The organism is Desulfoluna sp. CYM3A, assembly GCF_056829965.1.
Map to the genome: position 1 here is coordinate 745,779 of NZ_CP186556.1, position 23,597 is coordinate 769,375.

General features: G+C 48.1%; 21 protein-coding genes and 5 pseudogenes. 2 read left to right on the forward strand and 24 right to left on the reverse strand.

Features of this window, described 5'->3' with window-relative positions:
* Positions 1-338 precede the first annotated feature (338 nt).
* The 24 genes and pseudogenes from ACOYW1_RS04010 to ACOYW1_RS04125 all read right to left on the reverse strand — a co-directional run bounded on the left by ACOYW1_RS04010 (position 339) and on the right by ACOYW1_RS04125 (position 20,249).
* Positions 339-626, reverse strand: a complete 288-nt coding sequence (locus ACOYW1_RS04010; protein WP_482421748.1) for a glycosyltransferase — start codon at positions 624-626, stop codon at positions 339-341.
* A 393-nt stretch (positions 627-1,019) separates the two neighbouring features.
* Entirely contained in the window at positions 1,020-1,409 is a 390-nt protein-coding gene (locus tag ACOYW1_RS04015; protein WP_482421749.1) for a hypothetical protein, read from the reverse strand.
* A gap of 24 nt (positions 1,410-1,433) precedes the next feature.
* Positions 1,434-1,937, reverse strand: coding sequence for a hypothetical protein (locus ACOYW1_RS04020; RefSeq protein ID WP_482421750.1), 504 nt, complete (start codon positions 1,935-1,937; stop codon positions 1,434-1,436).
* Between the two features lie 573 nt (positions 1,938-2,510).
* Positions 2,511-3,162 (reverse strand): annotated as a pseudogene (locus ACOYW1_RS04025) (NAD-dependent epimerase/dehydratase family protein).
* A gap of 61 nt (positions 3,163-3,223) precedes the next feature.
* Positions 3,224-3,379 (reverse strand): hypothetical protein, encoded by a 156-nt coding sequence (locus ACOYW1_RS04030; protein WP_482423653.1) that lies wholly within the window; start codon positions 3,377-3,379, stop codon positions 3,224-3,226.
* 191 nt (positions 3,380-3,570) lie between these two features.
* A pseudogene (locus ACOYW1_RS04035) lies at positions 3,571-4,064 on the reverse strand (DegT/DnrJ/EryC1/StrS family aminotransferase); the annotation flags it as partial.
* Between the two features lie 146 nt (positions 4,065-4,210).
* Entirely contained in the window at positions 4,211-4,471 is a 261-nt protein-coding gene (locus tag ACOYW1_RS04040) for a DegT/DnrJ/EryC1/StrS family aminotransferase (protein WP_482421751.1), read from the reverse strand.
* Between the two features lie 656 nt (positions 4,472-5,127).
* Complete coding sequence (locus ACOYW1_RS04045) at positions 5,128-5,232, reverse strand: hypothetical protein (RefSeq protein WP_482421752.1); 105 nt, start codon at positions 5,230-5,232, stop codon at positions 5,128-5,130.
* Positions 5,232-5,552 (reverse strand): GDP-mannose 4,6-dehydratase, encoded by a 321-nt coding sequence (locus ACOYW1_RS04050; protein WP_482421753.1) that lies wholly within the window; start codon positions 5,550-5,552, stop codon positions 5,232-5,234. The genes ACOYW1_RS04045 and ACOYW1_RS04050 overlap by 1 nt, the downstream gene beginning before the upstream one ends.
* A gap of 1,447 nt (positions 5,553-6,999) precedes the next feature.
* On the reverse strand, positions 7,000-7,341 hold the full coding sequence (locus ACOYW1_RS04055; RefSeq protein WP_482421754.1) for a glycosyltransferase: 342 nt from the start codon (positions 7,339-7,341) through the stop codon (positions 7,000-7,002).
* A gap of 90 nt (positions 7,342-7,431) precedes the next feature.
* Positions 7,432-8,088, reverse strand: coding sequence for a class I SAM-dependent methyltransferase (locus ACOYW1_RS04060; RefSeq protein ID WP_482421755.1), 657 nt, complete (start codon positions 8,086-8,088; stop codon positions 7,432-7,434).
* Between the two features lie 345 nt (positions 8,089-8,433).
* Complete coding sequence (locus ACOYW1_RS04065; protein WP_482421756.1) at positions 8,434-8,838, reverse strand: glycosyltransferase family 2 protein; 405 nt, start codon at positions 8,836-8,838, stop codon at positions 8,434-8,436.
* 356 nt (positions 8,839-9,194) lie between these two features.
* Entirely contained in the window at positions 9,195-9,782 is a 588-nt protein-coding gene (locus ACOYW1_RS04070) for a class I SAM-dependent methyltransferase (RefSeq protein WP_482421757.1), read from the reverse strand.
* Positions 9,783-10,088: 306 nt separating this feature from the next.
* The gene (locus tag ACOYW1_RS04075; protein ID WP_482421758.1) at positions 10,089-10,682 is read right to left on the reverse strand and encodes a glycosyltransferase; all 594 of its coding nucleotides are present in this window, start codon (positions 10,680-10,682) and stop codon (positions 10,089-10,091) included.
* 146 nt (positions 10,683-10,828) lie between these two features.
* The gene (locus ACOYW1_RS04080) at positions 10,829-11,290 is read right to left on the reverse strand and encodes an asparagine synthase-related protein (protein ID WP_482423654.1); all 462 of its coding nucleotides are present in this window, start codon (positions 11,288-11,290) and stop codon (positions 10,829-10,831) included.
* Between the two features lie 147 nt (positions 11,291-11,437).
* Positions 11,438-12,045: pseudogene (locus tag ACOYW1_RS04085) on the reverse strand (asparagine synthase-related protein).
* Positions 12,046-12,194: 149 nt separating this feature from the next.
* Positions 12,195-12,850, reverse strand: a pseudogene (locus ACOYW1_RS04090) (asparagine synthetase B family protein).
* 930 nt (positions 12,851-13,780) lie between these two features.
* On the reverse strand, positions 13,781-14,896 hold the full coding sequence (locus ACOYW1_RS04095; protein ID WP_482421759.1) for a hypothetical protein: 1,116 nt from the start codon (positions 14,894-14,896) through the stop codon (positions 13,781-13,783).
* A gap of 1,110 nt (positions 14,897-16,006) precedes the next feature.
* Positions 16,007-16,771 carry an ABC transporter ATP-binding protein gene (locus ACOYW1_RS04100; protein WP_482421760.1) on the reverse strand — a complete coding sequence of 255 codons (765 nt, stop codon included), beginning with the start codon at positions 16,769-16,771 and terminating at the stop codon, positions 16,007-16,009.
* A 131-nt stretch (positions 16,772-16,902) separates the two neighbouring features.
* Complete coding sequence (locus tag ACOYW1_RS04105; protein WP_482421761.1) at positions 16,903-17,334, reverse strand: ABC transporter permease; 432 nt, start codon at positions 17,332-17,334, stop codon at positions 16,903-16,905.
* 171 nt (positions 17,335-17,505) lie between these two features.
* On the reverse strand, positions 17,506-17,730 hold the full coding sequence (locus ACOYW1_RS04110; protein ID WP_482421762.1) for an ABC transporter permease: 225 nt from the start codon (positions 17,728-17,730) through the stop codon (positions 17,506-17,508).
* Positions 17,727-18,692, reverse strand: a complete 966-nt coding sequence (locus ACOYW1_RS04115) for a GDP-L-fucose synthase family protein (RefSeq protein ID WP_482421763.1) — start codon at positions 18,690-18,692, stop codon at positions 17,727-17,729. Before ACOYW1_RS04115 ends, ACOYW1_RS04110 begins: the two co-directional genes overlap by 4 nt.
* A gap of 191 nt (positions 18,693-18,883) precedes the next feature.
* A pseudogene (locus ACOYW1_RS04120) lies at positions 18,884-19,812 on the reverse strand (GDP-mannose 4,6-dehydratase).
* A gap of 191 nt (positions 19,813-20,003) precedes the next feature.
* Positions 20,004-20,249 (reverse strand): hypothetical protein, encoded by a 246-nt coding sequence (locus ACOYW1_RS04125; protein WP_482421764.1) that lies wholly within the window; start codon positions 20,247-20,249, stop codon positions 20,004-20,006.
* A gap of 931 nt (positions 20,250-21,180) precedes the next feature.
* On the opposite strand from ACOYW1_RS04125, the gene coaBC reads away from it, so the two are divergent.
* Positions 21,181-22,386 carry a bifunctional phosphopantothenoylcysteine decarboxylase/phosphopantothenate--cysteine ligase CoaBC gene (coaBC, locus tag ACOYW1_RS04130; protein ID WP_482421765.1) on the forward strand — a complete coding sequence of 402 codons (1,206 nt, stop codon included), beginning with the start codon at positions 21,181-21,183 and terminating at the stop codon, positions 22,384-22,386.
* Positions 22,387-22,439: 53 nt separating this feature from the next.
* Positions 22,440-23,366 carry a uracil-DNA glycosylase gene (locus ACOYW1_RS04135; RefSeq protein WP_482421766.1) on the forward strand — a complete coding sequence of 309 codons (927 nt, stop codon included), beginning with the start codon at positions 22,440-22,442 and terminating at the stop codon, positions 23,364-23,366.
* Positions 23,367-23,597: the final 231 nt, after the last annotated feature.

Consider the following 23,597-nt stretch of genomic DNA (forward strand, 5'->3'; position numbering starts at 1 on the left):
ATGGAGAATGTATGCCCGTTTCCATCTGCCATTGGCGAGATAATGTTCACTCTTTTCCTGCCTGGTTTCCTGATTGTTTAATGCGCGGTACAATTTGGTTTTTAGCAATAATGGGTATGGAAAATTAACTGCTTTCTTCAACAGTGAATATTTCCGGCGTCTTTTGGATTCTGAAATCCTGTTTTGAGGCGTTCGTGGCACTGGTTACGGTCCGAGCTGATGCCTTGTGACCCCATATTCGAAACGATGGTATTGCTGTAGACGACGGGCTCTTTGGCCAGTAATACGGCGTCAACAGTTGTTATAGTCCATGGAAATTGAAAATGAGGTATCAAAAGTTACCATATTCCAGAAGATATCTCTGTTCGGTGTACGAAGGCCCCCTGATGGGGGATCGTGTTGCGAAGTTTATACCAGAAGGGAATGCGTATGGGGCGAGCAATATGGCTCCCGTTCCTTGAAACGAAATTGATGGCGTAAGCATAGACTTTGCTGGTTTCGCGGGTCATGTCGTTAAAAACGCCTTGAAGGGTATTGGCATCGGCAAAGTCCTCATCTGCGTGGATAAAGACAATATACTCCCCCGTGGAGATGTGAACCCCCTTGTTCGTCGTCGGCAACTCCATGGTCATCTTCCGATACATAACGCAATGGGTATGACCCCGAGTGATGGGTGAGGATGGATCGCGTTTGATCCTTGGAACCTCCCGTCGACGACAATGTGTTAATCATTTGAAGGTCTGCTTTTTGATTGAACGGATCGTTTTATCAATTGTCCTGTCGGCGTTGTACGAAGCTGTGATGATTGAAAAAAATGGTTTATGGGTCATGGTTTGCGGGTGTCTCATGATGGCTTAGGTATCGTTTTCATAAAGACAGGTTATACTAGTGGTTGCATGTCTATTTTGAAATTGTTCTGAAAATGGTGTTGTTTCGATAAGTATTAAAGATGGATACGTTCCTTTCACGGCTGTTTGGTTGGCCGTAAACGCTTACGAGATTCCCAATCTTGCAATGGGTTAATCAAACGTTAATCGTAGCAGCCGTTCCAACAGGCGGGTGTTGGATTGCATGAAGTCGTCGTAAAAATTTTTACCTGCTTGGGGAGATGCTTTTTGGCGGTTGGCAAAATACACTTCAATTTCCTCTGCGGCACGCTTCACATCGAAGGTTAATTGAAGCAGGACATCTTCTGGAATTTCTGTGGAATACGCTGTTTCGTTTCTTATAACAGCCGTTTTTTGCGCCAGGCGGATGGATTTGATCAGCGCCCCCTCTATGGGGGCAGACCAAAGAGAGGGAACCAGCACAAGGGGACAACCGGTGACGGCTTCCCGTAATCCGGATTCCCAGCGAAAGTCTTTGAAAGTGCAATTGGGGAGAGCGTCGGTGACCCATTCCGGTTTCAAAAGGAAAAAGAAAACGTCTTTCCGTCAAAACCTCAGCCAATTCCAACGCCCAGGAAAACCCCTTTGCATCAAGAGGTGGGGCGTGAAAAACGATGTGGTATTTGTGGGGCGTTGCCGCTGGGGCAGGGGCCTCAGAGACACCAGTCCGCAGCCCCAGATGCCGCCGATTTTAACTGTGGCTTTTTCACCGAAATGTTTTTTTGCAAGCTCTGCCTGTTGCTTGTTTTGAGCGATAAATAGAACTTTTACCCTTGTGCTAAGCTCTTTGAGAGAGCTGATAAATTCCATCGCCCCCTCTGTGCTCCCGAAATCTGTTGAGCAGCGATTATTCAGGGCATGGGTGAGATCACCTCCGATACACTTTGTGCAGGCGCTCTCCATATGGGCCATGTAGTTATAGGAACGGACGCAAAAAAAAGATGAATCCATCAGGTACAACCACACGGGCTTTTTAGAATTTTTGATAAACTCGATGGACCATTCATATCCCAGCGTCTGCGGGTGAATAAGTAAAGACGTATCCTTCATGGGTAGTTTTGCCGTGACGGTTGCGGAACCGTGCCTCGCTCCAGAAAGCTGTTATGATCGTCTTCAGGGCAAGCACAAGCTGTTTTTGTGAAAACAATTTTCTGACGGGCCTGCCCTGTCCACGATAAAGCAGTCTTGCCGAATGTCCTCCGGTCTTGTTTTTTGACTAATTTCCGAGGCAAGTTGTGTCATGACTCTGCCTACACCGGTGGGGCCGGGCATTAAGCCACCAATAATTGTGAGTCTATGTCTCATATCAAATCGAATTCCCACGTGAAGTTTTTTCGTGCAGCATAATTCGTAGTCCATCTTCCAGCGATACTTTCGGGTGCATGCGGGGAGAGGTGTTCCGCCATCCCAAGGGTGCGTGATTTCCCTCGCTCGATACGGTCTTCCCGCCCCATATTACCGGAATTTTTGTTCTGGAAATCGATTCATAAACGGATCGGCTTCTTTAAGTGTCAGCGCCCTGCCTGATGAAATCCGATAACGCTCATTGCAGGGAAAGCGGCGGTGCATCAACTGTTCTGATGCGATGACATAGGCCTCGACGCAATCCCGACAAAAACAAAATCAATCTTCTGCCCCTCCCGGAGACAAAGGCAGGGGCTTTTGCCCCTTGGATGCGACGGAAAGCTGGTCAAAGAGCTTTCCTCTTGTATCTCCGGGGCCATAGGTGTCGTACAGTACAAGGGTAACAGCCTTGAGGTAAGATGTTTCCACGGCATGCCGGACGATCATTTCAAAGGCCTGTTTTGTTGCCGCATAAAGGCAGACGGGATTATACTCCTCGTTGCCATAATGCTGCCAGTAGGTTCCGGTGTTAACCAGGCAATACACTCGGTTTTTAACCATTGCTTCGATTAACTGGGTACCCCACAAAATGTTTGAATGTATCAAGGGAATGATATGGGTGTGTGTGTATTGCAATGGAGCAGGCGGCAAGGTGGAAAACCACATGGGGTTTTACTATACCCAGGATTCGGATAAGGCAATCTGTGGTTCCGTCATAAAGATGGGTGGATACATTTTCCTCCAGCTTGATGGAACCCGGAAGCAAGGACGTTTCCCTGATCAGGAGATGCACTTCCCATCCTCTGGAAAAAAGTGCTTCAAGGTGGGAACCGACAAAACCGGTTCCCCCGGTCACAAACGCCTTTTTTTTGCACCTGCTTTCAGCGGTGAAATCGTTCAAATCAGTACCGTCCGCAAAAATCGTCCACACAGTTTATCATGAATTCGATCTGCGTATCATCCAGGCCAGGATAAACTCCGACCCAGAATGTTCACTCCGTAATCAGGAACTCAGAATTGTGTAAGGTGCCGGAAACCCTGAACCCTTCTCTTTTGCTGCGCAATTCATCGAAGCAGGGATGACGGAGCAGGTTCCCCGCAAACAGCATTCGAGTCTGAACGCCGCACTCTTCCAGGTGCTGGACAATGGCATCTCTGTTAAAGGGCGCCTCCTCACGTGTTTGTAGGAGAAATCCGAACCACTTGGATCAGTATTTGGTGCTTTTTCCGGTAAATGGAGAAAATTTTTCTGTTTATCCAGGCCATTGAACAGTTTTTCCTCCCAATTCTTTTTTCTGGCCCTGATAAATCCAGGAAGCTTTTTCAACTGCCCGCAACCGATAGCAGCTTGCATTTCCGTAACCTTGAGGTTGTAACCGAAGTGGGAATAGACATATTTATGATCATATCCCCTGGGCAGCAGGCCGAACTGTCGGTCGAACCGATGTTTGCATGTATTATCCTGGCCTGAGTCGCACCAGCAATCCCGGCCCCAGTCCCGGAACGACTTTATCAGTTTGAACAGTTTTGTATCATTGGTATAAACTGCTCCTCCTCGCCCATGGTCATATGATGGGGGGGATAGAAACTCGACGTTCGCGAGATGGCCGAATGTTCCCGTGTATCTCCAGGCGCCTTCGGATAGAATCTTTGAACCCAGCGCGTCGCGCAATTGTCCTCAATCAGCCAAAGTTCGTTTTTCTCAGAATTGTCTGACACGTTCTGCATCGAAGGGGTTCCCAGGGTATCAGCGATAACGGCTTTTGTTTTTTCCGACAGCGCCCCTCCCAGCAGAGCGCAATCAATATTGTACTGGCAATCCGATGTCCACAAAGACAGGAACAGCCCCTGAACTGCAGTATCGGGGAAACCGTGGTGGGAAATCCAGCAGCCAGGGTGATCACTTCATCCCCCGGGCGAATACACTTTTTACCCAGGGTCGGTGAGGTCAGGGCCATGAAGGCCAAGAGGTTGGCTGATCACCCTGAATTTACCAGCGCACAATGCCGCACACCGATAAATTCAGTAAATTCCTTTTCGAACCGTTTTACGAAACGCGAGGTGAGCCAGAAATCGAGACAGGATTCGGTGAGAGACCGGATCTCCTCTTCATCGAAAACTCTTCCGCCGTAGGGGATTCGGTCTCCCGGCGTAAATTCCCTTTTCGTGTCAGAGACCCTTTGAAAATATTCGCTAACCGCATCCAGGGCTCCCTGGCGCAACACATGCTCCTCACTCATGACCTTAGTGTCCCTCTTCCTGATATTGTGCTATCTGTCTTTGGCTGAAGGCCAGCATGTCCTCGCCCCGTTCGCGGGCCTTTGCCCATGCGACAACCTTTTCAAGGGCGATATCAATATGCCAGTACGGATTGAATCCCAACCGTTCTCTGGCTTTTAAGGATCCAGTTTCAGAAGGCCGGCCTCATGGGGATGGTTGCCATCCATCAGGGCATATCCCTCTGGGAGCCCCCCAGGTTATGCAAAGTTTTTTTACCACACTTAAGACCGTCTTGTGTCCTCCTCTGCAGGGCCGAAGTTCCAGGCCCCTGAAAATTGTGGACCCGACAGGTAAAGTTTTTCTGCCAGCATCAGATAACCCCTCAGGGGTTCCAGCACATGTTGCCACGGGCGGACCGCCTGGGGGAATCGCAATAAAATGGTCTCTTTTTTTAACATGGCCCTTATGCAGTCGGGAACGAGACGGTCTGTCGCCCAATCTCCACCGCCGATTACATTGCCTGCTCTTGCGGTTGCCAGAGCCACTCCGTGGGTATTGTATCGGTCGGGATGAAAAAAGGAGGATCGAAATGCTCTTGTCACCAGTTCGGAACAGGCCTTGCGGCTGGTTGGAGTAGGGGTCATGCCCCCCGAGTGTCTTATTTTCATGATAGCCTTTAAGCGTTTCTAAACCTTTCATAGCACTTATCGGAGGTGACATTGATGACCGCTTTTACACCTGGGGTTTTTCTGACGGCTTCGAGCAGGTTAACCGTGCCCATCACATTGGTATCAGATAGGTTTCGACGGGAGCGTCATAAGACTCTCTTACCAGGGATTGCGCGGCCATCTTAACCACGATTTCCGGCCTTGTCTGTGCCACGACATCTGACAGCCGGTGCAGATCACGAACATCCGCCGTGACAGACTCAACCAGACGGTGAATACCGCAGCTTTCGAGAGGTTGGGCTGGCTGGGGGGAGCCAGTGCATACCCCTGTAACCCTGGCACCCAGAGTATGCAGCCAGATACATAGCCAGGACCCCTTGAAGCCGGTGTGCGTGATTAACAATCTCTTTCCCGCCAATGTTTCTTGGAGCATAGGTATCACCACACCTTCCAGGGCGCGTTGCCAGCATCCCAGAGATCCATCAGTCTCTTTTTATCCCGCAGGGTATCCATGGGCTGCCAGAAATCGTTATGGAAATAGGCTTCCAGTTGTCCGGCCCGGGCGAGTCGTTCGAGCCGGCTCTTTTTCCCATGATGTACTGTCTCCCTGAATGTAATCAATCACCGCGGGCTCCAAACGAAAGAAGCCACCGTTAATCCGGGATTCATCGTCTTCTGGGCTTTTCTGAAAAATTGGTGATCCGGTTTCCGGCAACTTCCAATGCACCGAACCGGGCAGGGGGCATGACAGCGGTCATGGTGGCCTTACGCCCATGGTTCCGGTGAAATGCGAGGGTCTCCTGATGTCGATGTTACCCACCCCGTCCCCGTATGTTAGACAGAATGTTTCGTCTCCAAGGTATTTGGCCACCCTTTTCAGCAGGCGGCCCCCGGTCATGGGTTCCATTTCCGTATTGACAAGGGTCGCACACGCCATGGCTCTACGTTTTTCTGTATGACTTCCATTTCGTTGTTCGCCATGTTGAATGTGACATCGGACATGTGGAGAAAATAATTGGCAAAATATTCCTTGATGACATATCCCTTGTATCCTAAGCAAATGATAAAATCATTGATCCCGTGGGCCGAGTAGATTTTCATGATGTGCCAGAGAATCGGCCGTCCGCCGATTTTCACCATGGGTTTGGGTTTGACTTCGTCTCTTCGCTTAGCCTGGTACCGTAACCACCTGCAAGTATGACGGCTTTCATTCCGTGCATCCCTTTATTTCGTCTAAAGTGTCGTCTGTATCTGATGGCCTGTGTGTGACATCATCAATATCATCCACTTAATCTTTTAAAAATACCGTTAAATCGTTTCGTCCAGCATACGGATGGTTTCCGGGCCCCCGGGCGGGCCGATAAGCCGCGCGAAAATCATTCATCAGTGTTTCATTTGTTTCGATGACCTTCGTAAAATTGAAGCTTTGTTTCCCCTCAGGCAGTGGTGCATAGTATTTGCTCATTGCCGGAGGCCCCGCAGTGAACGCCGCTTCCGTCGAAACCGATATTCTCCACCAGGGAACGGGTGGAATAAAACAGATAAGGCATGTTCCCGAAAATGGGTGTAGCACCACCGGATGGCCCATGAATCAATGCGCCCTTCCATCTGCAGTTGCAACATATGGGTCAAATCCTCCCCCCCTGAGTGAAATTGCTTAATCTGTTCCCTGTCCGCAATAAAGGTTTTGAAATCATTCACCTGCCAGTCCGCTTTTGCCCATCTGTCGGCCCAGGTTCCCCAGCCCCATGAATGCGCACGGGGGTTGAAGTAGACGTCATATGGATAATCGGCAGCTATTTTCATGGTCTGTGGGGCAGATTGTACCCGGAAACCGAAAATACTTCCGGGGGTGTCACGGTAAAAAGAGAGGGCTTCATTCATATATGAAAGAAAAACGAAGGCGCGGTCACAAGGTCGTCTTCCAGAACGATCACCCGGCCGGATTCTCTTGCGACTTCGGTGACTCCCTGGATGATCGAAGAGGCCAACCCCATGTTTTTTTCCCTATGGTGAATGACAATACTTTCAAAGCCGTCAACGGTTGAAATATAATTCCGTACCTCCTGGACACTTTTGTCCATGGAATGATCCCTGGGCCCATCGGAAAAAATAATCAGGGGTGTGGCCCCGGCCAGTTCGTTATTGCGAAGTGCCTCCACCGTTCGGCGCGTGTGTTCAGGCCTGTTGTATGTAAACAGGGCAACCGGTGCTGCTTTCATGATCGGTTAATATCCTCATTACTTCAGAAAGGTGTCCCCCAATGACGGTAGGCTGCCGCCATGGCACACCGCAACAATTCACTCTGGCGTTCAAGGTTTGACTGCATCAAAATGCATAAGGGAGGTATACGCAAGAGTCCTGTTCCGATTTCTTTCGTCATACCTGGAGGATCTTTTTACAAAACCGGATTCACGCTTCCAATCAACAAAATGAAATTTGGCTTTCTCATCAAACCATTCAAGAAGCTGCACCTGAAAACCGACCTTTTCGAGGATCCCCGTCAAGGTTTTATAATTGTAAAGTGCTTTGTGATCGGATGATCCTACTCCCCATCCGCCTGGCCTGACCTGGTTTATATACTCTTCGTCAGGGTGAAACCCGTCAGGAACCGCATTGATGTGCCCACCTTTTGACAAGTGGGCCTTGCAGTTATTTAATGCCATCGTCAACTGTTTTATGTTTAAATGTTCGAACACATGCTCAGCCAGAAAAACCTCCACAGAATCCTTTGGAAAATAGTTGTTGATTTGTTTTGGATTAGTGATATCACTCCGGATAATCCGTTGCGATCCAACCGGGATACCGCGTTGTGTTGGTCCCATAATGACCCCTAGCCGCAAGATGCTTTTTTTGAAATTTTTTTTATCCGCATGGATAATAACATCGCCCTCAATTTGGTAACAGGATATCTCAAATTGATTAAAACCGTTTTGCAGGCAACCCTCATCAAATTTAGAGGAAGCCATTTCAATGCAGAGGTTACAGGACAAACGATGCTGTATATAGAGGATGCATTATCGTCTTTATCGAAAATACTGATCTCAAGCAACAAAATAGTTGCCTGAATAATCAAGGCCCTGTCGCCCGGTGTCGTGGAGCATGGGGACCAAAGATACCGAGGGGAATGTGATGTAGGGCGTATCCTTTTCTATGTGCCCTCATGGTGAATTCATAATCCGACCAATAATGGGAGAATGATCGGGTGAGATTTCTACTTCTCTTAACCCTTCCACCGCAGGAAAGCCCCCTGGTAGACAGGCAGTTTATTTTTTCCGGTGCGGAAGCGATATCAAAGGTGAATTTTTTGGTGTTCACATGGATACCGGTTTCAAAGGAGGGGGCTCCGTGGTTGATTGGGATTGTGCTAAAAGGATGCTTCGTTCATTACCGTGCAGAAGGGATATTCCCTTTTCAAGAAAGTCCGGTTCAATGTGGACATCGTCATTGATGATCAGGACGGTGTCATCCCCTGGGATATTCTTTTTTTTAAGCCATTCAAACCCCTTTTGCAGGCATCCGGCCCACCACCAACTTCCAATACCGGTGATTACAGTCAACTTTTTGATTCGTTCGCTAACCATTTCTTTCGTGCCATCGGTGGAGCCATCATCCACCAATATTAAGTGAAAATCATTACAGCTTTGGTCAAGCAAAGATTCTACAAATCCCATGGTGATCTTCCTGCGATTGTGAACCGGAAGGATTATATAAACCATTATTTAAGGTTTCTCCAAAATAAACAAATGGTTGTCGCCATAACCAAAGGCATCGAAAAGGCGAGTTATCGTATGGTTAATTTTCGTTATGTGGGTGAGAGCGAGAAGGGCACGCCAATATCTTTTCTTTGGGATGGGACCGCAGTTCGGAGACCAGAAAGCGGAGGCAACAGTGTATTTCGGATAAAATAAAAGATGATGCCATTGAAAGCTCAGCCAATGGGAATTTGTTATTGATTTCACCTTCAGAATTTCAAGGCCCGCGGTCATCCCCATGGATTCTTTGGAAAAGAATTGCTGATGGTAAGGTGTATGCCAGTTGATCCATCGCTGTGAGAAGATTCTCGTAGCCCTTCTCAACCCTGACTGTTTGGAACGGTGATAATGATTTGCCCCTTGGGTTTCAATATCCTCGCGGCCCTCCTCAACGTCTCGATGGGATCCGTCATATGCTCCATCACCTGATCCATGGTGATATAGTCGAAAAAGTTAGGCTCATAAATGGTCGGGTCAAACACACCGACATGAACCCGGAAACCTTGTTTCTCTGCCACGCGGCGAATGTTTTCATCAGCCTCAACCCCGTATACACCACATCCCCTTGAGGCGTGATACCCCAGGGATTCTCCAAAACCACACCCGATGTCGAGAATGCGAACATCCTTGGGAACCCAGCGAAAGGCCGAAGCATACTCACCGTTGAGCCAGCAATCCCTCTTTTTTTTCTCAATATGGGGGCAATACTCATCGGCGTCTAACGCCGATCGGGGATAATAGTCGGTGTACAGGCGTGCCAGTTGATCCGGGGAGAAGGAGTTTTCTAGGAAAGCGTGTCCGCAAATGCGGCAGCGCCTTAGTTTGAATTTGCCGGGATAACCGTATCGATCGTCCCATAAATTAAAGGATGGGACAGAATGTGAGGATTTGCATATCGGGCATTTCATAAGGCGTTTCTCAGGGTGTGGTGGGGACCTTTGACAAGTGTTAGCGTATTGTGACGGCCCATCATAACCACGCGATAATTACGATTAAACTGGAACAGTTTGCAAGCCAAAGGGTGTAGAAAAGAGGGGAGTCGTTTTCGGTGTTTGAAATAGGAGCGAAGGAGGCGGTCTTCTTCGAGGCTCGGATATCCTTGTTCACTTATCTCATTAAAATACGCCTGGATGTTTTCACTCTTCTGACCAGCAACCTTTCTAAAACAGCTGATGTGTGCGTTTAATGAGTAAAGGTGCGTGAGCTTGGAAATTCTAAATCGATAAGAAATAGTCACCTGCAAGGGAAAGGCTTTCATCTACTCCTCCGGATTCATGCCAGAGATTCGACAACCAGAACACACTGTCTTGTTGGATGAAATGAAGAACGGGCCCATACAGTCCTTTAGAAATTAGTTGGCGGCTATAAAGATTGCACTTGCCGGATGCATATAAAGTGGACGCTTCATCTAAATAAGAGGTTATGCCCTTGAGCCAGCGAATTTGAGAAAATTTTGAAAAGGTTTTGGAGACTGTATCAAAAGCCCCGTTCCGATAAACATCGTCTGAATTAATCCATGCATAAATATCGCCTGTTGCCTTAGCGAAGCCTTTATTGATGGCTTCATACATGCCCGAATCTTTCCCAGATAAGAATTTGATAGTCACTTGTCGGCAAAAAATAGGCCTGTCACACGTCAAAAGTGAATGCTGGTATGCTTTTACAATATCTGGGGTGCGGTCCGTTGAACAAGCATCAACCACAATATACTCTATCTCGAAGTCACCTTTCTGGCTGATGACACTTTCTATGGTTTCACCGATATATTTCTGACTGTTGTATGAGGGTGTTACGATGCTGAATTTCACAGCTGCACTCGCTTTTTTGATATCCGGATCGTTCTCGGAAAAAAAATGCTTTATTCCAAGTTCGGTAAGCCGATACGTTATTTCCCGAGAATGATAAATTTACCGATATTATGTTATCAAACAAGTGTGGTTCCTACTTTAAAATCTCAGAACGTTTTGTTTTGGACGACACTGGCATACCACAGTTCCAAAACAGTTATTTTATATAAAAGAAACAAATCGGGTCCGAATGTGTCGGCTCTCTTGAGAAGTCTATCCAGTGTACATGTAGACGTTACATGGTTGGAGATAAGGTAACCGCTTTTTACATAATCATAATAAGTTTTTACAATTTGTGTCATCCATTCATTAACAGGTGGTTGAAATCCCTGTTTCGGTCTGTGAAGCACCTCGGTCGGAAGAATATCTTTTACAGCGGTTTTTAAGAGAGCTTTATGCCGGTATTCGACCTCTTCGTGTGTGTTCATGATGCCGATCACCGTCTCAATCAAGCGATGATTGAGAAACGGGCAACGCGCTTCCACCGAAGAGTCCATGCTGACTCTGTCCCCCAGGGAAAGACAGTTTGAAACGAGCCAAAGTTGAAATAGCGCCTTGCATACCGCCATATTGATTTCGTGTGGTTCTTTTAACCCCTTCAACTTATCTGAAAACTGGCGGGAAAGGATTTCGATGGGGGATCTGTCTCGCAAAATCAGGGGTATAGAAATTGGCAAGCGCCCCTATGGCATGCTGAAAATCCGGAACGAGGTTGCTCAGGACCAATTGATCCGGCCTGTGAACCGCAATTTCGGCCAGCCTTTTTCCCTTGGAAACGAGGTCCCGAAATGGTTTCGGAGCTGTTTGAGAGAATTTAACCGCCGATAAAAACGGGTAAAGGCAATGCGTTCAAGTATCGGGGAAATTGCTTTTAAAAATTGTGAATCATACTCTGCGGCGGGCATTTTTTTTCTCGTCATATCCGCTGCCCTTATCATCCATTCATAGCCCCAGAAAAGCTCATCTCCTCCAATACCGGACAACATCACTTTGATTCCGTGGTCCGAAGCAAGTTCCATGACTGCATAGTGGCCATAGGCAGCAATATCTCCGATTGGATCATCCATAATCGTTACCAGTTCAGGGAAACGATCTACAAAATGACTCGTCTTAAGTTCTATATCAAAGAAAGGAATCCCGTTTTCTATTGCCAGTTTGGCTGCGTCGCTCCTCTCATCGTAGGGCGGCCTGCCCGGATACCCAACACTGAAAGCGCTCAGGGGGCGTTGCTCATCGAGGCCGCAAGGGGCTCAATAATTCCGGAATCGATACCGCCACTAAGCGCAACCCCCACGGGTACGTCTGAACGTAAGGTCAGCTCCATGGAACGTTCAAGCTGCTGGCGAACCAGCTGCGCAGGGTTTCCATATACTGGCCTGGCGTCAGTAAGGCACCAATATCGCTCCGGATTGATGGCCCATTGATCACATCGAATCACGAGAAAATGGGCGGCGGGCAGTTTATGTATTCCTTCTAAGGCAGTTTCAGGTTCGGGACATATTGGTTGTGGAGATACGCGTCCATAGCCGCAGGGGAAATACGGGGCGTAGATGGGAGCAGATGGAGCAGTGATTTTAATTCGGACGAAAAAACGAACTGTTTGTTGTCTGACCAGTAATAAAGTGGTTTCTCACCGGTCCGGTCACGGGCCAGAAACAGTTCTTTTTTATTTTTATCCCAGATAGCGAAAGAAAACATCCCTACCAATTTATTGAGGCAGGAGCTTCCCCACTGGGCATAGGCTTCCAGGAGGACTTCGGTGTCACTTTGGCTTTTAAAGACGCAGCCAACTGAACCAGTTCCCGTTTCAGTTCAATGAAATTATATATTTCTCCATTGCATGAGATCCAGTACCTGCCGCAGTGGGAAGGCATCGGTTGATGCCCTTTGCTGCTCAGGTCAATTATGGACAGACGGACGTGTCCTAGTTGAATCTGTTCATCACTGTATATCCCACGGTCATCGGGCCCCCGGTGATGAAGGCTGTCCAGTGCTGTTTCCAGTGACTGGCCTCCGACGGGAGGATACGACAATGCTCCGATTATACCGCACATGGCTAAGTCCTTAACATCGTAACTCACTAAATTATATTTTTGTGAGAAAGTAACGCTTTCTGCCATTATCCGCATCGGTCGAAACTCTTGCCATACTTGAGGCGGCACCAATAAAGGCTTCTGATTGGCGACGTATATGTCGATATTTTTACTGGTTGTTCGTATGTAAGAAAAAATATTTTCTTTCCTTGAAGGGACAATATTGACAGTGGTAACTTAGAGAATCATGACTTCAAATCATCTGGATGGTTGGTTGAGAGTCTCTCTTTACGGAAATTGTTGTTTCGAGTGAAAACGTTTCCAATTCCTTACTGTGGAAAACCAAGTGATGGAGGGCTCTGCCGTCGAAACTCAACGTAATTCTCAAAGTGCAAAATCTCATCAGCCCACTTTGCTGTTACCTCGAACGTCATGCTGTTTACAGTTCCAACGGCTTTATAGGCATTCAGGCTGAATTTACTCCTGAATGAGAATGAAATGCGACACGCCCCCTTTTTTTGAGTGTGCCATGATCGGTAATAATGATTTTTTCTACGGAGTCCGATATGATATGCCTTTGGTATGAACTCATGTATTCTTTCCAGACCTCTGCGAGGTCGAGAGTTAGCTCAACTTGCTGTTCGTTTCCAGAGCCTTTGGGGCAGACCCTTTTTTCGGTAGATTTTGATCGGGATAACTACCATTTGGAAGATATGGCGTAATAACATTATGCATCTTGGAGCATTTTGCCAGCAATGCTCTGGGTCGTCATATTGCAGCATACCTCTGTCTACGAAAACGTCTGTTCCATCGGCTTCGACTGTGCAACGCTCCTTTATCATAATGGGCGTGGCTGCTTGGGTTTGGTTTCGAACCTGAAAATAGAATCCGGAGAGAAACGTGTTCCAGATTTCCTGGCGCTGACGGCAAACCCACTCTTTGGCATGATGTTGAATGTCGAAACGATCGGCTTGGAAACCTTTATCTTGTCTGGTCCGTACACGAACCCAATGAGGCCGCCGCTGTTTATGAGACTACCTGTAACATTGTAAATGCTTCTGTTTTGGATGCATTGATGCAGGATGTCGTTACAAATAGACCCGGGAAACAAGCCAGCCAGTACGGGAACGATATCGCCACAGAAATTTTCAGTTCTGCAGTCTCCGTCAACCGAACCTTTTTCGGTCCCAAACTGGATAGTGTCGAAAGGTAATTGTCTGCTTTTTTAAAGTATTGGTTTACTACTCTGTGAGTGCTTTTCCCTCTGCTCCTGGCATAAGCGACCAGGGCCGGGAGCACGGCTTGAGCGGTCATACAAAAATAACCGATTCCCTCATCCACGCCTCCATCACGCATAATATAACGTTTAAGGATCTTGTTCATGGTACCAAATTTAGCATTCACATATCTTCCCATGTGAGGCCATGCGTTCTCAAGGTAGATCTGCACCCGAGAATTCCAGCTCGGCAAAACCATGCCCCCCATTGATTGGTGCATATAATCGTGTTTCATCATATCCCTATCAATTATGGCGAGCCCTTTGTCCCATATACATTGTCGGACGAGATCCTTGGCCCTGTCTGTAAGAGCAAATGCGTACCAGTCGGCCAAAAGGACGACGCTGGTCGTGGTCATCTCTTCCATGAAGCAGCGAGTGCTCCATGTTGATCCTGTAAGTTTCTGTTCTGCAGATCGAACCCAATTTTCGGTATGAAGCATGCTCATTAAATATCTAAGTGCATGTTGCATCATCTGCTTGTCATCGTTGATTATTCCAACAAATCCTAGGACAAGTGCTTCAAAATGATAGGGGGTCCTGTCATTTTCGCTTTCCCGAATATAGCGCCGATCGTCTGTGGGTAAAAATGCAGTCAGGTCCGCTTCGGGGTGGCGGTTCATATATATCGTTGCCTTTTCTTCCAAATATCGATAATGATCACTCCACCCTGGATATAGGCGTTTTTCTCTTAATTTTTCTAAATCAGTTTCGTTAAATAATAAGCCTACTTGAAAATGAATATCTTCCCAGTTATCGAGGGATTTTATTAAGCCTGTCCAGCTCGAATCGTATTTTTGTATGGATGTTTGCAACTGTTTAACTAAAGAACTATTCTGCAATCCGAACCAACTCAACGACAGCATTTGTTCAAATTCATATTTGCACCGATAATCATATATATCGCACAAATGTGACCTTTTGGGGCTGGAATGCAAATTTCCAATCGTGACCCTGTTCCCCAGAACACCTCGTCATGTTTATAAATTTTCCCGTCAACTTCAAACTCAAACCGGATAGAAGTTTCAGGTATCATAATGAGGCAAAACAGCATTTTGTCATATTGCGGATAAGACAAATCTGTTTCAAGGCGAAGACTGGCAGCGTCTCCCACCGAAGGACAGCTTTCCCATAAAAGGTTCGTCCAACACCAGAAATGCTGCAAGGAGCATCGTTGTGCGTTTATTGAAGAAAATGATACGGGTAGGTCCTTGGCGATGGTGGGGGTTGTGGGAGGGGGACCAATTCTTCCCATGTCGAAGTCAGTGGAAATAAAGTTTGTGTCCAAGGACCCTTTTCGGACACGAGGGCAGGAACTTTTGGGCCCCGATTTATGTGAATTTCTTAAATATCCGAGGATTATATTTTGAATTGTTATGGGGAGATGATAAAACAAATTCCTTAAAATGTTGGATTCTCGTCCCCCTACCGGTAAAGACTTGATATATCGAATCAATTTTTGAGGAATGGCTTTATGTGGTTGATTTATTTCGAAAATATTCGATATATGTTTGGCGCTCTGAGACTTTTTCATGGCTGCCTCATGAATTTTGAATGTTATAGGCAGGGATCTTTTGCCTTTACAACTCCGATGCTAACTCCCAATCATGATCAATAACAAGAGGGGTGTGTCCTGGAATTTGGCCAGTCCCATAATAATCTCCTCCTACAACATCGAAATATGCCGCAAAAGGCCCCGTTATATAAACTGATTTTAATACTGTTCACCAGAAGCCTAAAGCCGAAGCCATATCGCCCAGCTGTAAGTGGCAGACGGGATATCTTGGAGTCTATAAAACCTGTGGGGGGCAATGCCTCCGGTATAAATAGTCCCCGTTCCCTCGTGTTGTTTCTGAACAGGTTTATATTTTTCATATCTCTAATGGGGTAAAAACCGAAGTCCAGATCACGGACATACGAAATGGATGAAGCATATTTAAATCGAAACGTATAATCCTTTCCTGTCATAGCAATATCTACAGGGGTTCCAGAATGATCCAGAATTTGGAAGAGAGTATTCGAAGGACTCCAGATCCCTGTCGGTCTTTACGGTTTTCAAATGACCAACTGGCGTGCTGCTCCATCAGTGCGGAAGTATAAGTCTGATTGCCGGCATCAACGTCGCCGTCATAAAGAGATGTCCCACCATCGAGGACACAAACCCTAGAACAGAGAGATTCTATTGCTCCGAGATTATGACTGACAAATATGACGGTCCTATCAGCGGCTGTCGTTTCTTTCATTTTACCGATACATTTTTCTTGAAATTGGATGTCGCCAACAGCTAAGACTTCATCAACAATCAAAATCTCAGGTTCCAGGTGGGCTGCAACGGCAAATGCGAGTCGTACATACATTCCACTGGAATATCGTTTAACCGGGGTATCAAGCAATTTTTCAATTTCTGCAAAGGCAACAATTTCATCAAAACGCTTTTTGATATCATTTTTAGTCATTCCGAGGATTGCGCCGTTTAGAAAAATATTTTCTCGTCCGGTGAGCTCAGGGTGGAAGCCGGTACCGACTTCAAGAAGGCTTGCAACCCTCCCTTTGATATGAATTTTGCCAGTAGTCGGATGTGTGATTCTGCTCAGGATTTTGAGCAGTGTCGATTTTCCGGCACCATTTCGTCCAATGATACCGAGCCGATCTCCCTGCTTCATTTCGAAATTAATGCCTTGCAATGCCCAGAATTCATTTTGCGTTGTTGCGTTCGCGTGTTGCGATAACGGATTGCGCATCCGCTGGTAAAATCTTCTTACACCATGCGAAAGAGAGTCTCGTAACGTTTGATACTCTCTCTGTTTATGATGGCCGAGCGTATATTTTTTCCCCAAGGGTTATTGATGGTGATTATATTGCTCATAGTGATCTAAATAATATCCGCAAAACTGCGTTCAGTTATGTTGAAATATTTCCCCCCGGTAAAAAAGATGAGTATCGAAAGCGCAATTGAAATAGTAAACCCCGGCCAATAAATGGTCGTATCGTTACCGAGTAGAATCCATCTGAATCCATCGATGACGCCTACCATCGGATTAACTGAATAGAGGAGTCGCCATTTTTCTGGGACTATGCCGCTGCTGAATCCCACAGGTGATATATAGAGCCCAAACTGAACAATGTAGGGAACGATATGCCTAAGTTCACGATATTTTACATTCAGGGCAGACATGATATACCCTGCGCCTAATGAGGTTAATATGGCCATGAGCATTAGTAACGGTAATAGGCATAATTTAATATCCGGAATGAGTCGATATGAATAGCATGAGAGCCAATAAAATGATGAAGGAGATCGCAAAATCGATCAGACTGACAACCATTGCTGTTGTGGGGATCATGATTCTAGGAAAGTAGACTTTCGATATCAGCTGCGTGTTTGCTATAAGCGAGTTGCTGGCCTCGGAAAAAGGTGTTGCTGAAAAATTGCCATGGAAGCATGGCTGAAAAGACCAGTATTGGATAGGGGATGTCACCAGACCGGGAGCTTTGCAATTTTACCGAATATTATGGTAAAGACGACCATTGTCAGAAGTGGACGTAAAACACTCCAGGCAACACCGATAACTGTCTGTTTGTAACGGACCAGCACGTCCCTCCATGCGAGAAAATAGAAGAGGTCCCGGTATTGCCAAAGTTCTCGCCAGAAATTCTTTATCGATTTGTCGGGTTCAATGATCAGTTCAAACTGAGTCATGACTGCTTATCCTGTGGTTCCCATGGGTGGCGGTTGGTTTTGAACCATGTGTAAGTCCGTCTGATGCCCTCTGCGAGTGGTGTCTTGGGTTTCCACCCGATCTTTTCTGTTTTGCTCACATCAAGGCGTTTTAGCGGGGTGCCGTCGGGTTTGGAGTGATCATAGACGATGGTGCCGCTATAACCCACAATACTCCCGACAATTTGAGCCAGCTCTCCGATGCTTATGTCTGTCCCGGTACCAATGTTGAACAATATTTCTGTATTCGTATTCATGGTGCTGGTGAGCAGGTGAATGCAAGCGTCTGCCATGTCATCCACATATAAAAATTCACGCTTGGGCGTTCCTGTTCCCCAGATTGTCACTGACTTTGCTTTTGTTTCTTTTGCTTCATGGAATTTTCTGATTAACGCGGGCAACACATGGGATGTTTCCAGGTCAAAATTGTCATTGGGCCCGTAAAGATTTGTCGGCATGATAGGGATATAACGGGTGCCGTATTGTTTGTTATAGGCCCAGCACATCTCAATACCTGCGATTTTAGCCACGGCGTAGGCTGAATTTGTGGGTTCTAAAGGGCCTGTCATCAGGTACTCTTCTTTGATGGGCTGCGATGCCATTTTCGGATAGATACAAGAAGAGCCGAGGAACAGGAGTTTCTTAACGCCGTGCACATAGCTGGAGTGGATGACGTTGGTTTGGATCATCAGGTTCTGATGGATGAATTCTGCGGGATAGGTCTGATTGGCCATGATACCACCAACCTTGGCTGCTGCTAAAAAAACATACTCCGGTTTTTCATTATTAAAGAATTGCTCGACGGCTTTCTGATTCGTGAGATCGAGCTCTGCGTGGGTGCGCGTGATAAGATGGCTGTATCCTTCTGTTTTTAGTTTGCGTGCAATAGCAGACCCAACGATATCTTGATGCCCTGCAACATAAATGCGTGCGTTTTTATTCATGTCTGCTCGCTATCTCAAAACCGTTATTTCTGCACAGAAGATCCTTTTTTGCCTCTTCGTAATCTCGGTCTACCATTTCAGAAACGAGTTCCTTGAACTTTATTTCCGGGGCTCAGCTAAGTTGTGCTTTTGCCTTGGATGGATCGCCAAGGAGGGAGTCCACCTCCGTAGGTCTGAAATAGTCTGTGGGTCTATTGCGATGATTGTATCGCCCGATTCACTGTTAACCCCCTTTTGGCGATGCCGGAGCCTTGCCAGGATATTTTCATGTTAAGGGTTTGAGCTGCAATTTCGACAAACTCTCTCACGAAATGACCCGTTGCAATAACATAATCTTCGGGTTTTTCCTGTTGGAGCATAAGCCACTGCATTTTTACATAGTCACTGGCATGGCCCCAATCACGTTTGGCATCCATGTTGCCGAGGTAAAGGCAGTCCTGAAGTCCTAACTTGATGCGCGAGAGTGCGCGAGTTATTTTCGTGTAACGAATGTTTCACCGCGTAGAGGGGATTCATGGTTAAAAAGAATGCCGTTGCATGCATAGATCCCATAAGCCTCACGATAGTTTACTGTAATCCGATATCCATAAAGTTTGGCAACGCCATATGGACTGCGGGGATAAAATGGTGTTTTTTCAGTTTTGGGGGGTTTCCTCGGTTTCCCGAAGAGCTTCGATGTAGAGGCTTGGTAGAATCGGGTTTTGTTCTCGAGCCCGAGGAGTCGTATGCCTTCTAAGATACGCAGGGTGCCTAACGCATCGGCATCGGCCGTATACTCTGGAGAATCAAAGGAGACGGCCACATGGCTCTGGGCAGCGAGGTTGTATATTTCGTCGGCTGAAGTTGCTGCCTGGATGATACGTATGAGGTTGGTGGAATCCGTGAGGTCCCCGTAATGGAGGATGAATCGTCTATTTTCAGTATGTGGGTCCTGGTATAGGTGATCTATCCTGTCTGTATTAAAAAGGGGAACTACGCCTTTTGAGGCCATGGATTTCATATCCCTTTTTGAGCAACAGTTCAGCCAAATCGGCGCCGTCCTGCCGGTGATACCGGTAATAAGAGCTTTTTTCATGAGTATGTGGCTTTTGGTGAAGAAGTTGTCGTTAGAGGGGGGCATTCTGGTTACACAGCTCCGCCTCTCGGTTACACCAAGTTTGAATTTTGTATACAATTTACTCGTCACTTATGGTTATCGGCAACCCATGTTTTATTTGCTATCTCCCTTGGTTGAGCAGAGGCTGAATCATATCTCGGAATTCTGGTCGGGCAATTGCCGGGGATGATTTTCAGATATCGTGGTTTTTCAAGTTAATTTGGGGTGCCGATTCCACACCAACACCATGGGTCTTTTTCAAGGTTCTCGTGAAAGTCCTCGAACTCTTCCCGGCTCAGCACCAGCGACCTGAGTTTCCGGTTGATATATCGCTCTGTTTTCCTGCTCAAATCATTCAAATGATACGGGTCGATGTCGCCAACCAGCACCAGGTCAATAATCCCCGTGTCCTTTCCTTCCGCATAGTCGTCGATGAGATACGCGGCTTCGAGGTCGCCCAAACGGGTGACAACGCTGTCGATGATCTGATCGACGCCGATCGCTTTCGGACCATGGAGCGGAGTTCGGGGAAGAGGGGGTGGTTGCGGTTGGCTGCGTAGTGGATCTGTCGGCCGTTTTTGGATGATGTGGAGCCGGTCGGCTTGGCTGAGCTGGTTGAGCTCTTCTCGGACGGCGTTGGTTGATAAGCCGAATTCGGATGCCAGTTCACGCAGGTATGAGTGGGTGTCCGGGTTGAGAAAGCGACAAGGAGTTTGATGCGTGTTTTGGATCGATGATGCCGGAAAGTAGGTTGCTCATGATTGACCCTTTATTGAGTAGTATAATTGAACGTAATCCATAGATGATCGGATTGTCAACCCTTAATAGATACTCCTTGATATACATGTGTCGGTTGGCGGGGTGGTGGGGTGCGGTGAGTGGTTTGTGCTCTTGGGCGACTGTGGGGATCTGTGTTTTCAGGTGCTGAGCGGTTTATCGGGTGCCATTTAATTGTTGGATGGCGCTCGGGACTGTATTCCTTGATTGTTCATGGCCTGTCTCTCCTGGCGTTTTTCGGGTGGGGTGGGAGTCCGTTGGGGCGGACGTTTCCGGCGCTGTTTGCGTCGTGGATGATTTTTCGTTACGATTGATGTCGGCGTATCAGGGACGGTGTGAATCAATAGTCTCTATGTATTTTCGTGTGTCGCTGAAACGGCAATGTTTGTGGGGGCAGCCCCCCCTAGACTCATATTTTGGTGTCAGTGGCGGTTTACGTAGTGGGAATCTGTAAGAACGTTATTTTGATTTCGTGCGAGGCTACTTTCGGGTTCTCTGAGCCCTGCTTCGTGATACAACCGGGTTGTGGTATTAACCTTATCCATATACAGTGGTGTCCATTGTAAATCAATAAGAGAGCCATACAACGCTGCGCGGAGAGGGAGGAGATAAGTCATGGCTGTGCTTGAAAATAAGAACGTTCTGGTCTGTGTGACGGCGGGGATTGCCGCTTACAAGGCTGTGGAGGTGGTGCGGCTGCTTCAGAAAGAGGGGGCCGACGTCTGGGTTACCATGACCCGGGGAGCCAAAGAGTTTGTGGGGGAGACGACCTTTGCGGCGATTTCAGGTCATCCTGTTTTGTCGAATTTGTTTGATGAGGGTAAAGGTGCCTCCATCGGTCATATCGAGCTCGCCGAGAGGGCCGATGTGGTGGTGGTGGCCCCTGCAACGGCTGATGTCATCGGGAAGCTGGCCCATGGCATTGCCGATGACGCCGTGACCACGACCATGCTTGCCGTGACAGCGCCCAAATTGATCTGCCCGGCCATGAATTCCCACATGTACGAAAACCGGGCCGTTCAAAGGAATATCGATATTCTGGAAGGGGATGGGTATATCCTTGTGGAGCCCGGTGTGGGCGAGATGGCCTGTGGCACCACAGGTCCCGGGCGCCTTGCCGAGCCCCCCACCATTGTGGACCGTGTGAAGGCCGCGTTGCACCCCAAGGATTTGGTCGGCAAGAAAATTATGGTTTCGGCCGGGCCCACCCGGGAGGCCATTGACCCGGTCCGTTATATCTCCAACCGGTCGTCCGGGAAGATGGGCTATGAGATCGCACGGGCGGCGGAGTACCGCGGTGCAGAGGTGACCCTTGTCTCAGGGCCTGTGAGCCTTGCCTCGCCCCTTGGCGTGGATCGGCTTTCGGTAACCTCCGTGGGCGAGATGGCCGAAACCATTTTTTCCCGCCTTGACGAGGTCGATGCTGTGATTAAGGTGGCGGCTGTGGCGGACTACAGACCCCGCACACGGGCCGAGCACAAGATCAAGAAAAAAAGCGACGACATGACCCTGGAGCTCGACAAGAACATCGACATCTTAAAAGAGCTCGGAAAGCGAAAGACCCGTCAGGTGCTTGTGGGGTTTGCCGCCGAGACACAGTCTTTGGCTGAAAATGCCCGAAAAAAGATCGAAGCCAAGAATCTTGACATGATTGTGGGCAATCTGGTGGGAGACCCTGCTTCCGGTTTTGGGACCGACACGAATATCGTTACCTTTTTTCATCCCGACGGTCGGAAAGAGCCCTTTGAGTCCATGGGCAAAGATGTGGTGGCCCATGAACTCCTCAACAGGGTGTCGGGGCTTCTGAAAGAGCGCCTTTAGACTTTAGGTAGTACGAAACACAACACAATGAAGATTCAGGATAGATAGACGCCATGATGGAAAACAATCCCCGGACACATCAACACAGAGCTCCCCTGGAGGAGATCAAAGCCACCCTTCTTTATTTAAAGAGTCTGGGGCTCAAGGGGGTGGAGTGCACCGAGGATGCGTCCAAGCTGCTTCGGACCATGGGGCGTCCTGCCGCAGGACCTGTCAAGCGGGTTGGGGCTCCGGTCTCTCCGGGGCGCGGTCAGGCTTCTGTCAACCGGGCGCAGGTGGTGCAACAGCGGAGAGAATCCTCGCCTGCAGCCCCGCAGCCTGTTCCCGGCGTCTCCCGGGCGGGGAGCCCGCCTTCCAACGGGACGGATCCGGTTTTACCAGGAGGCTCTGGTACTGCGGTACACCGGTCTGTTGCCGAGCCCGTGGTGGATACTCTGGAAACCATCCGGCGGGACATGGGCGAGTGCACCCGATGCGGTCTGTTCCGTGGGCGGACGAATATTGTTTTCGGTGCGGGCAACCCGCAGGCCAGATTGATGTTCATCGGCGATATGCCCCTTGCTGAAGAGGACCGTGAAGGCACTCCTTTTCTTGGCGCTTCCGGAGAGCTGATCAACAACATGATCAAGGCCATGGGGCTGCGTCGGGAAGACGTCTACCTCTCCAACCTGCTCAAATGCTGTCCTGCACCGGGGCAAGGGCGCCCTGACGCGAGTTTCTGCCTTTCGTTTCTGGAACGGCAGATCGCGGTGGTCCGACCCGACGTGATTTGCGCCCTTGGGGCTGTGGCTGCCCAGGCCCTGCTCGGCATTACTTCCGGGGTTGCCGAGATCAGGGGGCAGTTTCAGAATTACAAAGGCATTCGATTGATGCCGACCTTTCATCCGACCTTTCTGCTTCGCCACCCGGAGCGCAAGCGGCAGGCCTGGCAGGATCTTCAGCAGGTGATGGCGGTGTTGAAAGCAGGGGATAGGCGATAGATCATAGGAAAAGCCGGTAATAGGAGATTCGGTACATGCCCTTTGACAATGACTGTTGAATATCGATGTGTTTATTTCGATCTGTATGCGATAAAGGCAAGGAACGTAACCGGTCTTTTTGGGGTCGGCATGGGGCTTGCGGTGCGCTTGTCGGTGCGGGAGCCGCACCCTACGGGCGTGTAAACTCAAAGATATCTATTGTATCTCCTTTGAAAAACAACAATTTGTTTT

Excerpts from the sequence above, each read along its gene's own strand:
- ACOYW1_RS04020 (WP_482421750.1), bottom strand. The coding sequence starts at position 1,937 with ATGAAGGATACGTCTTTACTTATTCACCCGCAGACGCTGGGATATGAA.
- ACOYW1_RS04040 (WP_482421751.1), bottom strand. The coding sequence starts at position 4,471 with ATGAGTGAGGAGCATGTGTTGCGCCAGGGAGCCCTGGATGCGGTTAGC.
- ACOYW1_RS04045 (WP_482421752.1), bottom strand. The coding sequence starts at position 5,232 with ATGGGCACGGTTAACCTGCTCGAAGCCGTCAGAAAAACCCCAGGTGTA.
- ACOYW1_RS04010 (WP_482421748.1), bottom strand. The coding sequence starts at position 626 with ATGGAGTTGCCGACGACGAACAAGGGGGTTCACATCTCCACGGGGGAG.
- ACOYW1_RS04065 (WP_482421756.1), bottom strand. The coding sequence starts at position 8,838 with ATGGTTTATATAATCCTTCCGGTTCACAATCGCAGGAAGATCACCATG.
- ACOYW1_RS04095 (WP_482421759.1), bottom strand. The coding sequence starts at position 14,896 with ATGCTGTCGTTGAGTTGGTTCGGATTGCAGAATAGTTCTTTAGTTAAA.
- ACOYW1_RS04135 (WP_482421766.1), top strand. The coding sequence starts at position 22,440 with ATGATGGAAAACAATCCCCGGACACATCAACACAGAGCTCCCCTGGAG.
- ACOYW1_RS04080 (WP_482423654.1), bottom strand. The coding sequence starts at position 11,290 with ATGGCGGTATGCAAGGCGCTATTTCAACTTTGGCTCGTTTCAAACTGT.
- ACOYW1_RS04110 (WP_482421762.1), bottom strand. The coding sequence starts at position 17,730 with ATGACTCAGTTTGAACTGATCATTGAACCCGACAAATCGATAAAGAAT.
- ACOYW1_RS04100 (WP_482421760.1), bottom strand. The coding sequence starts at position 16,771 with ATGCGCAATCCGTTATCGCAACACGCGAACGCAACAACGCAAAATGAA.
- ACOYW1_RS04060 (WP_482421755.1), bottom strand. The coding sequence starts at position 8,088 with ATGGCTTCCTCTAAATTTGATGAGGGTTGCCTGCAAAACGGTTTTAAT.
- coaBC (WP_482421765.1), top strand. The coding sequence starts at position 21,181 with ATGGCTGTGCTTGAAAATAAGAACGTTCTGGTCTGTGTGACGGCGGGG.
- ACOYW1_RS04050 (WP_482421753.1), bottom strand. The coding sequence starts at position 5,552 with ATGCTCCAAGAAACATTGGCGGGAAAGAGATTGTTAATCACGCACACC.
- ACOYW1_RS04115 (WP_482421763.1), bottom strand. The coding sequence starts at position 18,692 with ATGAATAAAAACGCACGCATTTATGTTGCAGGGCATCAAGATATCGTT.
- ACOYW1_RS04055 (WP_482421754.1), bottom strand. The coding sequence starts at position 7,341 with ATGAAAGCAGCACCGGTTGCCCTGTTTACATACAACAGGCCTGAACAC.
- ACOYW1_RS04070 (WP_482421757.1), bottom strand. The coding sequence starts at position 9,782 with ATGAAATGCCCGATATGCAAATCCTCACATTCTGTCCCATCCTTTAAT.